Below are 13,240 nucleotides of genomic sequence, written 5' to 3'. Positions count from 1 at the left end.
CCGATCCTGCCAGGTCGAGGGGCTTTCGTACGAGGTTCGACGGGACTCGGGCACAATGGCCGGGTGAGCACCGAGACGCTGATGAAGCCGGAAACCACGCCCGAGGGCACGGACACGGCCGACGACGACACCCCGAAGATGTTCCACTACGTGAAGAAGAACAAGATCGCCGAGAGCGCGGTCATGGGCAACTTCGTGGTGGCGCTGTGCGGCGAAGTCTTCCCGGTCACGAAGTCGCCGAAGCCCGGTTCGCCGGTCTGCCCGGACTGCAAGAAGATCTTCGACGGGCTGCGCCCGGGGGAGTGACCCCGGCCTGATCCCCGGCGGGTGAGCCCGCCGGGGCTTCTTGCTGTCCGGAAGCGGACAAGTCGTCGAACAAACGTGAAAAACCTTCATTCGGCGGGTGCGCGGGATGCCGGGGACCTGGTAAATCCAGCGGGCCAGGTTCCCTCACCCACCGGAGTCGCACATGCGCAAAACGGGGATCGTCGTCGCCGCCGTCGCCCTGCTCACGGCCTTCTCGCCCGCACTGGCCCAGGCCGCCACGGGCTGGACGGAGGTCGGCTCCGACCACGCACGGGCCCTCGACGAGAGCCAGGGGCTGGCCACGATCGTGCGGCCGTCGGGCACCACCATCCGCTACACCGGGATCAGCACGATCCCGGCGGACCTGAACTCCCAGGGCTGGAACCACGTCGGCGACCCGGGTTCGGCCCAGGGCTTCTACGTCGAGCCCTACCAGCGTGACGACCGGGGCGCGAAGCTATTCCGCGTCCAGGCGCCGGACGGCTCGTGGGCGAACTACAAGCACACCCTCGAGTCGTGGGAAGCCAACAACAACTCCTTCGCCGCGGTCTCGCCCGACGCCCGGTGGATGGTGGCGGGGGAGTGGGGCACGATGGACCGCCTCCTGGTCCACCCGATGCCCGGCGTGGCGGCCACCGACCCGGCGCAGAACCTGCCGCTCGCCGGCACGGTCCGGCTCGACCACCCGGTCCGCGACGTCCAGGGCTGCGACTTCCAGACCGCGACCCGCCTGCTCTGCGCGTCCGACGACCCGGACGGCAGCCTCTTCGGCACCACCAAGCCGCTGCTGCAGGTCGACCTCGCGGGCCCGCTGTCCGGCTCGGACGTCGCGGGGCACGTGACGTCGCTGGGGCAGCTCCCGCTGCGCAGCGGCTGCAGCGGCAACTTCGAGGTCGAGGGCATCGACTTCGACGAGCGGGACGGCACCCTGCGCGTGATCGTGATGTCGCCGAGCATCTGCATCCTCTTCGACAGCATGACCTACCGCTTCAAGCAGTGAAATGCCGAAGGCCCGGCACCTCCCGAGGGAAGTGCCGGGCCTTCGTCATGCGGTCAGGCGGTCAGGCCGTCGGCGCGGGGTCCAGGGACTCCGAGGCCGGGGCCTTCGCCGGGTTCCGCTTCGCCTCGCGGCGTGCCTTCCGGCGTTCCTTGCGGGTCTCGACCATCGTGTAGAGGGTCGGGACCAGCACCAGCGTCAGCAGCGTCGAGCTGACCAGCCCGCCGATCACCACGATCGCCAGCGGCTGCCCGATGAACCCGCCCTGCCCGGTGATGCCCAGCGCCATCGGGACCAGCGCGAAGATCGTCGCCGCCGCGGTCATCAGGATCGGCCGCAGCCGGCGCCGGCCGCCTTCGGTGACGGCGTCCGCGACGCTCATCCCCTCGGCCCGGTACTGGTTGATCAGGTCGATCAGCACGATCGCGTTGGTCACCACGATCCCGACCAGCATCAGCATGCCGATCAGCGCGGGCAGCCCGAGCGCGGTGCCGGTGGCCAGCAGCAGCCCGATCGCGCCGGTCGCGGCGAACGGGATCGACACCAGCAGGATCAGCGGCTGGATCAGGCTGCGGAACGTCGCCACCATGATCAGGAACACGATCGCGATCGCCGCCAGCAGCGCCAGGAACAGGTTCGAGAACGCCTCCTGCTGGTCCTGGCTCACGCCGCCGAGCGAGTACGACGCGCCGCCGGTGAAGGTCAGGCCGTCCAGCTTGGACTGGATGTCCGCGGTCGTCTTGGTCAGGTTGTCGCCGGTGTTCTTCGCGGTGACCGTGGTGCTCAGGTCGCCGCCGGTGCGGTGCACCGACGCCGGTCCGTCCACAGTGGACACCTTGGCGACCTCGTCGAGCCGGACGACCCCCGTGGGACCGGGGATCTGCAGGCCCTTCACCTGGTCGACCGTGGCCGGCGCGGAGCCGGCGCGCAGCACGATGTCCGTGCGCTGCCCGTCGACCGGCAGCTGCGTCACCGTGCGGCCGGCGATCGCCTGGTTGGCGACCTGCCCGATGCTGCTCGCCGACAGCCCGTGCGCGGCGGCCGCGGCGTCGTCCACCTCGACCTGCACCCGCGGTGAGCCGACGGCCAGGTCACTGGTCACCTCGGCCAGCCCGGACACTCCGCTCAGCGCCTGCACGACCTGGTCGGACGCGGGCTTCAGCGCGGCCTCCGACGGCGCGGTCACCGTCACCGAGACCTGGTCGGAGTTGAAGCCGGACGCGTCCGCGCCGATCTTGATCTCGCCGAGCTCGGGCCGGGACGTCAGCTTCGACCGCAGGCGGTCGGACAGCGCGTCGAGGTCGGTGTCCTTCGCGACGGTCACCGAGATGCTGGTGTTCGTCCCGCCCCCGAAGCCGAACGCGCCCCCGCCGCCGATGCTGACCTGGTAGGTCTGCACCGCGGGCTCCGCCGCGAGCGCCTGTTCGACGGTCGTGGCCGCCTTCTCCTTCGCCTCGACGCTGGTGCCCGCGGGCAGCTTCTGCGTCATGTTCAGCGTGGTGCCGCCGGACTGGTCGAGGAAGTTCGTGTTCAGCCGCGTCGCGAGCCCGACGGTGCCGGCGAAGATCAGCAGTGCCAGCAGCACGACGGTGAGCCGTCGCTTCGTCGCGAACCGGATCACCGGCAGGTAGGCCCGCTGCAGGAAGCCGCGGCGCTCCTTCTCGACGGCCGCTTCGCGCGCCCGCTCGGCTTCGATGGCGTCCGCCGGGATCTCCGGCTGCTTCAGGAACCAGAACGCCAGCACCGGAACCACGGTCAGCGAGACGAGCAGCGAAGCCAGCAGCGCCACCGTCACGGTGACCGCGAACGGCGAGAACAGCTCGCCGACGAACCCGCCGACGAACGCGATCGGCAGGAACACCGCGACGGTCGTCAGCGTGGACGACGTCACCGCGCCGGCCACCTCGCGGACGCCGTCGAGCACCGCCCGCTGCTTCTCCTCGCCGTAACCCAAGTGCCGCTTGATGTTCTCCAGCACGACGATCGAGTCGTCGACCACCCGGCCGATCGCGATGGTCAGCGCGCCGAGGGTGAGCAGGTTGAGCGACAGGTCGCCGGTCCACAGCGCGATCAGCGCGACCACCACCGACAGCGGGATCGACACCGCGGTCACCAGCGTGGAGCGCACCGACAGCAGGAACAGCAGGATCACGAGCACGGCGAACGCCAGGCCCAGCAGGCCTTCGGTGGTCAGGCCGCTGATCGCGTCCTTCACCGGGGTGCCCTGGTCGAACACGACGCTCATCTCGGCGCCGGTCTTCTTCCCCAGGTCCGGCAGCTTGTCGCGGACCGCGTCGGAGATGGCGACGGCGTTCCCGTTGTCCACCATGGTGATCGAGAGGCCGAGGCTCGGCTTCCCGTTGGTGCGCGTGATCGACGTCGGCGGCGCGAAGCCGGTCTGGACGTCGGCGACGTCACCCAGCTTCACCGGCCCGCGAGCGGGCGCGCCCGGCCGCGAGGCCGCCGAAGCCGCGCTGGGCGTGAGGTAGAGGTTGCGGAGGCTGTCCACAGTGGTCTGCCCGCCGCCGACCTGGACGCTCAGCGTCTTGCCGCCGTCGGTCAGCGTGCCGGCCGGCACGGCGGCGCCGGCGGTCTGCAGCGTGGTCGCGATCGACGCCGGGTCGACACCGGCGGCGGCCAGCTTCGCGTAGTCGAGCGTGATCGTGACGCGCGGCTGCTGCACGCCGGTGACGGTCACCGTGCGGACGCCGTCGATCTTGCGCAGCTCCGGCGCGACCTGGTCGGTCAGTGCGGGGGCCAGCTTCTGCGGATCACCGCTGGTGCCCGCGGCGACCAGGACGACCGGCAGGTCGTCGGTGCTGCCGGCGGACACCGCCGGCTCGGAGTTCTGCGGCAGCCGCGGGCGGACCTGGTTGACCGCCTGCTGGATCTGCGAGACGGCCGCGTCGAGGTCGGTGCCGAACGCGAACTGCGTGACGACGCGCGAAACCCCGTCCGACGACGTCGAGTTGATGTCTTCGAGACCCTTGAGCCCCTGCAGCGCGCCCTCGAGCGGCTCGGTGACCTGCTTGTCGACCGCGTCCGGCGACGCCCCCGCGTACGCCGTGACGATCTGGGCCTGCGGGAACTGCAGCGACGGGAACAGCTGCTGCTTGATCTGCGGCAGCGCGAAGGCACCGAAACCGACGATGACGAGCGCGAGCAGGCCGATCAGGCTTCGGTTGCGCAGGCTCAATCTGGCCAGCACGGACATGACTTGGGAACCCCCTCGGGAACGACGCGGCGACCGACGCCGGCGTCAGTGACCCGCCGAGCTTGCCATGTCCGAACTGAGGAGCGACTCAGTCTGAGGGTGGATTCCGGGTCGTCCCTGGGGAGGAGACCCGACCCTGAGCAGCGCTGGGTGCCGGGTCCGGCGCGCTGGGTGACGACTCGTCCTCTTCGGACGGTCCGGCGGCCTCCTCCGGCGCGGCACCGTTGGGGGAGACGTCTTCGGGGGCCGGGCGCCGCAGCGGCGTGGTCGTGCGCTCCCACAGCTTCCGGCCGTCCTCCGAGCGCAGCCGCTCGGAGGCGCGTTCCATCTCCAGCCGGCGCCACTTGCGCCGCTGCCGCCGGGTCGCCTTCGCCGGCCACAGCTCCTGGATCGCGCTGTTGAAGTAGGCCCCGCCCACCACGGCCAGCCCGATGAAGAACATCAGCAGCAGGAACGCGATCGGCGCGGCGAGGGCGCCGTAGGTGTAGCCGGTCTTGGTGATCCAGTTCAGGTAGATGCGCAGGCCGATCGAGGAGAGCAGGAACACGACCATCGCGAGCACCGCGCCGGGCAGCCCGCGGTGCCACGGCAGCTTCCGCGGCAGCGCGAGCTTGTACAGCGTCGTCAGCGCGAGGGTGATCACGACTCCGAGGGTGGGGAAGTAGAGCGCGCCCACCCAGGACGACACGGTGGGGCGCCAGTCGGTGGGGAAGAACTCCGGCAGCAGGTCCGGGCCGATCGCCAGCAGCGGCAGGCCCACCACGAGGATCACCAGGCCGGCCAGGTAGAGCAGCAGCGCGAAGATCCGCTGCCAGACGTCGTTGCGGACGCCGTACTGGTCGTGGGCGACGGTGATCGCGTCCACGAACGACGACATGGCCGACGACCCCGCCCACAGCGAGATCAGGAAGCCGACCGAGACGATCTCGCCCTTGCCGACGGTGAGGATGCTGTTCACGGTCGGCTCGATGATGTCCTGGACGGCGTTGCTGCTGAAGACCGTCTTGCAGAAGCCGATGATCCGGTCGTGCACGGCGGCGACCACGTCCTGGCCGAACCATTCGCCGATGAAGCCCAGGGCGCCCAGCAGCCCCAGCAGCAGCGGCGGCAGCGACAGCGTCTGCCAGAAGGCCGCTTCGGCGGCCTCGGAGAAGATGTTGCCTTCCCACGCCTTGCCGAACGTGCGCGTGACGAGCCGCCACGGCCCCTTGCGGGCCACCTTCATCGCTGCGGACGGCTGAACCTCACCCATGACGTGTCCAGCATGGTCCATCCGTGCTGATTTGGCTCGTCACCACCCATGCACCCGGGCGTGTCGGGGGACATCACCCGTGCCGGTGCCGGGAACTGTCGGACCCGGCCGGTAGACTCGGTCCAGTGCCCTCACCGCAGTCGCCAGCCCGGTTGTCACAGCCGAAGTCGGTACCACAGTGAGGGTTTTCGCACGTCAAAGCACTTGGAGCACGTGAGCGAGGGGGAGGATCGGCGATGACGGAGACGCAGCTCGGGGCGCCTCCCGCGGAGAAGGACTCGACCGCGCGCCCGCTGCGGGCGTGGCAGCGGCGGGCGCTCACCAAGTACCTGACCCGCCGGCCGAAGGACTTCCTCGCGGTGGCGACGCCCGGCGCCGGCAAGACGGTGTTCGGCCTGCGGATCGCCGCCGAACTGCTGTCCGACCGCACGATCGAGGCGGTCAGCATCGTCACCCCGACCGAGCACCTCAAGCACCAGTGGGCCGCCGCGGCCGCGATGGCCGGGATCCAGATCGACTCGAACTTCCGCAACACCACCGGCGTCACGTCGTCGGACTACAACGGCGTCGCGCTGACGTACGCGCAGGTCGCGGCGCACCCCACGCTGCACCGGGTGCGCACCGAGAACCGCAAGACGCTGGTCATCCTCGACGAGATCCACCACGGCGGCGACGCCAAGTCGTGGGGCGACGCGATCCGCGAGGCGTTCACCCCGGCCGTGCGTCGCCTGTCGCTGACCGGGACCCCGTTCCGGTCCGACGACTCGGCCATCCCGTTCGTCACCTACGAGCCGGACTCCGGTGGCTTCCAGCGCAGCAAGGCCGACCACTCGTACGGCTACGCGGACGCGCTGGCCGACGGCGTGGTCCGGCCGGTCGTCTTCCTCGCCTACTCCGGTGAGGCCTCCTGGCGCACGAGCGCGGGGGAGGAGTTCACCGCGCGGCTCGGCGAGCCGCTGACCGCGGAGCAGAACGCCCGGGCGTGGCGCACCGCGCTCGACCCGGCCGGCGAGTGGATCCCGGCGGTCCTGCAGGCCGCCGACACCCGGTTGTCGCAGGTGCGCCAGAGCGTGCCGGACGCGGGTGGCCTGGTGATCGCCACCGACCAGGAGTCGGCGCGGGCGTACGCGAAGATCCTGGAGCGGCTCTCGGGCGAGACGCCGACGCTGGTGCTCTCGGACGACCCGAAGGCCTCGGGCCGGATCAAGGAGTTCTCCGAGACCAACGAGCGCTGGATCGTGGCCGTCCGGATGGTTTCCGAGGGCGTCGACGTCCCGCGGCTGGCGGTGGGCGTGTACGCGACGAGCGCGTCGACCCCGCTGTTCTTCGCCCAGGCGATCGGCCGGTACGTGCGCGCCCGGAAGAAGGGCGAGACGGCGAGCGTGTTCCTGCCGTCGGTGCCGGTGCTGCTGGAGCTCGCCAGTGAGCTGGAAGCGCAGCGGGACCACGTGCTGGGCAAGCCGCACCGCGAGCAGGAAGGCTGGGAGGACGAGCTCCTCGCCCAGGCCAACCGCACCGAGGACGAGCCGGGCGAGGAGGAGAAGGCGTTCACCTCGCTGGGCGCCTCGGCCGAGCTCGACCAGGTCATCTACGACGGCAACTCGTTCGGCACGGCGGTGTTCTCGGGTTCGGACGAGGAGCAGGAGTACCTCGGCCTGCCCGGGCTGCTGGAGCCCGACCAGGTGCGGGCGCTGCTGCGGAAGCGGCAGGAAGAGCAGGTCGCGGACGAGAAGCGCCGCAAGCCCGCGAAGCAGGAGGCCGCGCCGGCGCCGGCCCGTTCGCAGTCGGTGAGCGAGCGCCTCGGCACCCTGCGCAAGGAGCTGAACGCGCTGGTGGGGATGTACCACCACCGCACGAAGAAGCCCCACGGCGCGATCCACAACGAGCTGCGCCGGGTGTGCGGCGGCCCGGTGACCGCCATGGCGACCATCGAGCAGCTCGAGGAACGGATCGTCACCCTGCGGACCTGGTGAGGCCCGACCTGAGCGCAGCCCGTCCACGCGTCGGGCCCGGCCGCCTTCGCGCGGCGCCGCGGTCAGTTCGCCGCCGAGCGCCCGCGCGCGTTCGGCCACGCCGCCGGCTCCCCGGGACCCGCGGTGTCGCCCGAGAGGCTGAAGCTCGGCCGTCACCGTCCGTTCCGCCGGGGCGCGCCGGACCTTCCACAACTCCGTGACGTTGCGTGGCCGATCGGTCGTGCCCCGGCTGCCCGCGCGTCCCCCGGCCGGTGGTGCTTCGGGCACGTTCCGGTCCGAAGTTCGCAAGTCGGCGACCAATCGCGCGCGGTTGCCGTGGATTCACCACCACTTCGCGGCGGATCGCGCTGGGTGTACACCAGCGGAGTATCTTCGCCTCGGCAGGAAACCTGGATGTAACACACGGTAAGTGCTGGCGATCACATCGTCAGCGGATCTACTCTTTCCGGGCGACCCTCAGCCTGTGTTGCCGAACCGTGTCCAATTGGTGTCATTTAATCGATCCAGCTATCTTCCCCGCAGCCGCTCAGCGGCATATGTTGTCGCCCACAACATATGCGCGACGGTGCGCCGGGACCCTCCGGATCACCGCCTCGCAGGGCCCGAGACGACGTCGAGGGCCCACTCGTCACCAATGCTTGGATCCGGAAGGAACGAGGATGCGCAGCAGAACCCTTACCCTCCTCGCCGCCACGGTGAGCACCGGCCTGGTGCTCTCCGCTTGCGGTGCCAACAGTTCGGACAGCGGGGGCACGGGGAGCAGCTCCGCTTCCTCCTCCGCGCCGGCCGCCGCGGGCGGCGCCAGCGGCAAGGTCGGTGTCATCCTCCCGGAGACCGCCACCTCGGCCCGCTGGGAAGCCTTCGACAAGCCGATGCTGACCGCCGCGCTGACCGCTCAGGGCTTCGAGGTCGACGTCCAGAACGCCCAGGGTGACAACCAGAAGTTCTCCACCCTGGCGGACGGCTTCATCAGCTCCGGCGTCAAGGTCCTGGTCATCGCCCCCGGTGACCCGGCCGTCGGTGCGGCGGTCGAGGCCAAGGCCAAGACCGCGGGCATCCCGGTCATCGACTACGACCGCCCGAGCCTCGGCGGCTCCGCCGACTACTACGTCTCGTTCGACAACGAGAAGGTCGGCCAGCTGCAGGGCCAGGCCATGGCCGACGCGCTGAAGAGCAAGCCCGGCGCGGGCTTCGTCCAGATCGAGGGCGCCCCGACCGACAACAACGCCACGCTGTTCACCAAGGGCCAGGACTCCGTCCTCGACCCGCTGAACACGGCGGGCACCCTCAAGCGGATCCAGAAGCAGCCGATCAACGACTGGGACAACCAGCTCGGCGGCACGACGTTCGAGCAGATCTTCACCGCCAACGGCGGCAAGGTCGACGGCGTCGTCGCGGCGAACGACGGCCTGGCCGGCGCGGTCATCACCATCCTGAAGAAGAACGGCCTCAACGGGAAGGTCCCGGTCACCGGCCAGGACGCCACCGCGGACGGCCTGATGGCGGTCATGCGCGGCGACCAGTACATGACGGTCTTCAAGCCGATCAAGGAAGAGGCCGAGGCCACCGCCAAGCTGGCCGCCGCCCTCGCCAAGGGTGACACCGCCGGTGCGGACGCGATCGCCACGGCGAAGCTGCACGACCCGAAGAACAACCGGGACATCAAGTCCGTGCTGCTGACCCCGACGACGATCCTGGAGAAGGACGTCAAGACGGTCGTGACCCAGGGCTACGTGAAGGCGGCCGAGATCTGCGGTGGCGACCTCGCCGCCAAGTGCAGCTCGCTCGGCATCTCCTGACCCGCCCCCGTTACCGATCCGGCCAAAAGTAGGCCGCCCCTCGAGCGGCACGTAACCGTTGCCGCGAGTCTTCGGCCGTGACTGTGGCCGGATCGGTGACGAACGGTGCTGTACCCAAGAACAGCCGGGCCGGGACGCGCACCCCGACGGCGCGTCCCGGCCCGGTCCCCACTCCCCGTTCGCGGGGATCGCCTGGCCCCAGCGGCGGCAGAGGGCATCAGAAATTCGGAGAAATGCCATCCATGAGTGAGCCCATCCTCGAGATCAAGGGCCTGAACAAGAGCTTCGGCCCCGTCCACGTCCTCCACGACGTGGACTTCGACGTGCGTGCGGGCGAAGTCACCGCCCTGGTCGGCGACAACGGCGCCGGCAAGTCGACCCTCGTCAAGTGCATCGCCGGCATCCACCCGTACGACTCGGGGGCCGTGCGGTTCAACGGCAAGGACACCCACATCCGCGGCCCGCGTGACGCCGCGGATCTCGGCATCGAGGTCGTCTACCAGGACCTCGCGCTCGCCGACAACCTCGACATCGTCCAGAACATGTTCCTCGGCCGCGAGCGCGGCAGCTCGTGGAAGCTGGACGAAGCCAGCATGGAGAAGGCCGCCCGCGAAACGCTGGCCTCGCTCTCCGTCCGGACCGTCAAGTCCGTCCGCACCCCGGTCTCCTCGCTGTCCGGTGGGCAGCGGCAGACGGTGGCCATCGCCAAGTCGGTGCTGTGGAACAGCAAGGTCGTCGTCCTCGACGAGCCGACCGCCGCCCTCGGCGTGGCGCAGACCCGGCAGGTGCTCGACCTCGTCCGCCGGCTCGCCGAGCAGGGCCTCGGGGTCGTGCTGATCAGCCACAACATGGCCGACGTGTTCGAGGTCGCGGACCGCATCTCCGTGCTCTACCTCGGCCGGCTCGTCGCCGAGGTGCACACGAAGGACGTCAGCCACGGCCAGGTCGTGGAGCTGATCACCGCGGGTCGCTCCGGTGACCTCGGTCTGGCCCGGCCCGAAGCCGTGGTCCTGTGAGCGGGAAGAAAGAACCGGAAATGACTGAAACCCCTGCCAAGCACGAGGTCGACACCCCGGCCGCGGAAGCGCTCGCGCAGACCCAGAACCCGACCGCGGCGATCACCGACTTCGGCATCGACACGACATCGATGTCAACCGGTGAAGCGCTGCGTGACTACTTCGCCCGCATCCGGGCCGGTGAGCTCGGCTCCCTGCCGTCGCTGTTCGGCCTGCTCGTGCTGGTGATCCTGTTCAGCGCGCTGTCGGACAACTTCTTCACGCTGGCCAACATCGCCAACGTGTTCCCGCAGGGCGCGGGCGTGATCATCATCGCGATGGGCATCGTCTTCGTGCTGCTGCTCGGCGAGATCGACCTCGCCGCCGGTGTGGCCTCCGGCACCGCCGCGTCGGTGATGGCCCTGCACTATGTCCATGCAGGCAATTTGCTGGGCACCTTGGGCTCCGGCGTGTTCGTCACGTTCATCGCGGTCCTCGCCGCGGCGATGCTGCTGTCGGCCTACCAGCGGATCTGGGGCGGTGCGGCGCTGTCGCTGGTCGGCCTGCTGATCGTCGCGATCGGCGTCCCCGCCAACGCCTGGCTGGAGATCCTGCTGGCCATCTGCGTCGGCACCGCGATCGGCTGCATCACCGGCTTCCTGGTGTCGAAGATCGGCATGCCGTCCTTCGTCGTGACGCTGGCGCTGTTCATCGTGTGGCAGGGCGTCCTGCTGCAGTTCATCGGTGAGGGCGGCACGATCGGCATCACCAACTCCGACGTCCTGTACAAGATCGCCAACGGCAACCTGAACGTCCTCGGCAGCTGGATCTTCTTCCTCGTCGCCGCCGGTGGGTTCGCGGTGATCACGCTGCTCAGCCACTTCCGGCGGCTGCAGCGCGGTCTGGTCGTCCAGCCGACGGCGCTGGTGATGGCCAAGGTCGGCGCGCTCGTCGTGCTGTCGGCGCTGGGCACCTGGCTGCTGACGGTCAACCGTTCGCCGAACAAGGCGGTCGTCACGATCGAGGGCATCCCGTACGTCATCCCGATCATGCTGGTGCTGCTGGTGGCCGGGACCTACGTGCTCAACCGGACCAAGTACGGCCGGTACGTCTACGCGGTCGGCGGCAACAAGGAAGCCGCCCGTCGCGCCGGTATCGACGTGCCGAAGATCCGGGCGAGCGTGTTCGTCATCGGTTCGGCGGTCGCGGCGATCGGCGGCATCGTCGCCGCGTCGAAGGTCGGTTCGGTCAGCCCGCAGTCCGGTGGCCTCAACACGCTGCTGTACTCGGTCGGCGCGGCCGTCATCGGCGGCACGTCGCTGTTCGGCGGCAAGGGCCGCGTGGCCGACGCCGTCGTCGGTGGCCTCGTGATCGCCGTGGTCATCAACGGCCTGGGCCTGCTCAAGCAGCCGGCCGCGGTGGTCAACATCGTCACCGGTCTGGTCCTGTTGCTCGCCGCCACGGTCGACGCGCTGTCCCGGCGCCGCGCGGCTGCGTCGACGCGCTGAACCAGCCTGGCATGATCAAGCCCGTGTCCAGCTCACCCGTTGCTCGACCGGACGAGGTGCGCCGGCACAACCGCACGACCCTGCTCCGCCTGCTGCACGTCGGCGGGCCGAGCACCCGGGCGACCCTGGCCGCGGAGCTGGGGCTCAACCGGAGCACGATCAAGACCCTCGTCGATGGGCTGGCGGAAGCCGGCGTCGTCGAGGAGAAGGTGCCGAGGCCGGGACGAGGGGCGGGCCGCCCCTCGCTCCTGGTCCTGCCCCAGCCGCACGCGGCGGTCGTGCTCGCGGTCGACCTGCAGGTCGAGCACGTCGCGATCGCCCTCGTCGGGCTGGGCGGCCAGATCCTGGGCCGCAACAGCTGGAACCTGCGTGGCCGGATGGGCCAGCCCGACGAGGTCATCACGCACGTCATCGAGTCGACGGCGATCCTGGCGAGCGACCTCGACGTGACCCCGGTGGCGGCCGGGGTGTCGGTGCCGGGCGTCGTCCGGCGGGCCGACGGGTACGTGCACGAAGCTCCCAACCTGCGCTGGACCGACGTCGCGCTCGGCGAGCGGCTCGGCGCGGTGCTGCAGATCCCGATCCTGGTCGGCAACGACGCCGAGTTCGGCGCGGTCGCCGAGCACCTGCGCGGCGCGGCCCGCGGGGCGTCCGACGTGGTGTACATCTCGGCGGACGTCGGGGTCGGCGGCGGCGTCATCGCCGAGGGGTCGGCGCTGCGCGGCGGCTCCGGCTACGTCGGCGAGATCGGGCACATGGTGATCCGCCCGGACGGGCGTGACTGCTACTGCGGCAGCAGCGGCTGCTGGGAGACCGAGGTCGGCGAGGCGGCGCTGTGCCAGGCGCTCGGCCTGCCCGAGGACACCCCGCGCGGGGCGATTCTGTTCGAGCTGCGCGAGCTGGGCCGCGACCCGGAGGCGGCGCTGTCGCGGCTGGCGGAGTTCGCCGAGTGGCTGACCCTGGGGCTGATCAACGTCGTCAACCTGCTCGGGCCGCAGCTGGTGATCCTCGGTGACCTGCTGACGGTGCTGCCGGAGGCGGTGCTGCGGCACGTCGGCTCGGAGGTCCGCCGGCGGAGCCTGGTGAGCCGGGCGGTCGGCGGCACCCGCATCATCAGTTCGGCGCTGGGGGCCGATGTGAAGCTGCTGGGCGCGGCGGAAGTCGCGTTCGAAGTCGTGCTGGATTCTGTATGATTT

Annotated in this window: 9 protein-coding genes; 7 read left to right on the top strand and 2 right to left on the bottom strand. The window is 70.2% G+C overall.

The features are described 5' to 3' along the window. Window positions 1–63: 63 nt before the first annotated feature. Both ACZ7PG_RS09120 and ACZ7PG_RS09115 read left to right on the top strand, forming a co-directional pair. Window positions 64–306: a DUF3039 domain-containing protein gene (locus ACZ7PG_RS09120; RefSeq protein ID WP_470238538.1), complete on the top strand. Its 243-nt coding sequence runs from the start codon at window positions 64–66 to the stop codon at window positions 304–306. Between the two features lie 163 nt (window positions 307–469). Next, the gene (locus ACZ7PG_RS09115) at window positions 470–1,306 is read left to right on the top strand and encodes a hypothetical protein (protein ID WP_470238537.1); all 837 of its coding nucleotides are present in this window, start codon (window positions 470–472) and stop codon (window positions 1,304–1,306) included. Between the two features lie 61 nt (window positions 1,307–1,367). Here ACZ7PG_RS09115 and ACZ7PG_RS09110 read toward each other — a convergent pair whose 3' ends face one another. Then, the gene (locus tag ACZ7PG_RS09110) at window positions 1,368–4,517 is read right to left on the bottom strand and encodes an efflux RND transporter permease subunit (RefSeq protein WP_470238536.1); all 3,150 of its coding nucleotides are present in this window, start codon (window positions 4,515–4,517) and stop codon (window positions 1,368–1,370) included. Window positions 4,518–4,605: 88 nt separating this feature from the next. Further along, window positions 4,606–5,769: a YihY/virulence factor BrkB family protein gene (locus ACZ7PG_RS09105; RefSeq protein ID WP_470238535.1), complete on the bottom strand. Its 1,164-nt coding sequence runs from the start codon at window positions 5,767–5,769 to the stop codon at window positions 4,606–4,608. A 236-nt stretch (window positions 5,770–6,005) separates the two neighbouring features. On the opposite strand from ACZ7PG_RS09105, the gene ACZ7PG_RS09100 reads away from it, so the two are divergent. From ACZ7PG_RS09100 to ACZ7PG_RS09080, 5 genes are all read left to right on the top strand, one after another. Further along, window positions 6,006–7,742: a DEAD/DEAH box helicase gene (locus ACZ7PG_RS09100; protein ID WP_470238534.1), complete on the top strand. Its 1,737-nt coding sequence runs from the start codon at window positions 6,006–6,008 to the stop codon at window positions 7,740–7,742. Between the two features lie 659 nt (window positions 7,743–8,401). After that, on the top strand, window positions 8,402–9,541 hold the full coding sequence (locus ACZ7PG_RS09095) for a sugar ABC transporter substrate-binding protein (protein WP_470238533.1): 1,140 nt from the start codon (window positions 8,402–8,404) through the stop codon (window positions 9,539–9,541). Window positions 9,542–9,783: 242 nt separating this feature from the next. Beyond that, a complete protein-coding gene (locus ACZ7PG_RS09090; RefSeq protein ID WP_323334881.1) occupies window positions 9,784–10,557 on the top strand; it encodes an ATP-binding cassette domain-containing protein in 774 nt (257 codons plus the stop codon). Window positions 10,558–10,577: 20 nt separating this feature from the next. Beyond that, window positions 10,578–12,044, top strand: a complete 1,467-nt coding sequence (locus ACZ7PG_RS09085) for a sugar ABC transporter permease (RefSeq protein WP_470238532.1) — start codon at window positions 10,578–10,580, stop codon at window positions 12,042–12,044. A gap of 11 nt (window positions 12,045–12,055) precedes the next feature. Next, a complete protein-coding gene (locus tag ACZ7PG_RS09080; protein WP_470238531.1) occupies window positions 12,056–13,237 on the top strand; it encodes an ROK family protein in 1,182 nt (393 codons plus the stop codon). Window positions 13,238–13,240 lie beyond the last annotated feature (3 nt).

The sequence above is a fragment of the Amycolatopsis sp. NPDC114504 genome (genome assembly GCF_055633595.1).
This window is presented reverse-complemented; position numbering and strand designations above follow the sequence as displayed.

Coding starts and splice junctions, on each gene's coding strand:
- ACZ7PG_RS09115 (WP_470238537.1), top strand. CDS start 470: ATGCGCAAAACGGGGATCGTCGTCGCCGCCGTCGCCCTGCTCACGGCC.
- ACZ7PG_RS09110 (WP_470238536.1), bottom strand. CDS start 4,517: ATGTCCGTGCTGGCCAGATTGAGCCTGCGCAACCGAAGCCTGATCGGC.
- ACZ7PG_RS09105 (WP_470238535.1), bottom strand. CDS start 5,769: ATGGGTGAGGTTCAGCCGTCCGCAGCGATGAAGGTGGCCCGCAAGGGG.
- ACZ7PG_RS09100 (WP_470238534.1), top strand. CDS start 6,006: ATGACGGAGACGCAGCTCGGGGCGCCTCCCGCGGAGAAGGACTCGACC.
- ACZ7PG_RS09095 (WP_470238533.1), top strand. CDS start 8,402: ATGCGCAGCAGAACCCTTACCCTCCTCGCCGCCACGGTGAGCACCGGC.
- ACZ7PG_RS09090 (WP_323334881.1), top strand. CDS start 9,784: ATGAGTGAGCCCATCCTCGAGATCAAGGGCCTGAACAAGAGCTTCGGC.
- ACZ7PG_RS09085 (WP_470238532.1), top strand. CDS start 10,578: ATGACTGAAACCCCTGCCAAGCACGAGGTCGACACCCCGGCCGCGGAA.
- ACZ7PG_RS09080 (WP_470238531.1), top strand. CDS start 12,056: ATGATCAAGCCCGTGTCCAGCTCACCCGTTGCTCGACCGGACGAGGTG.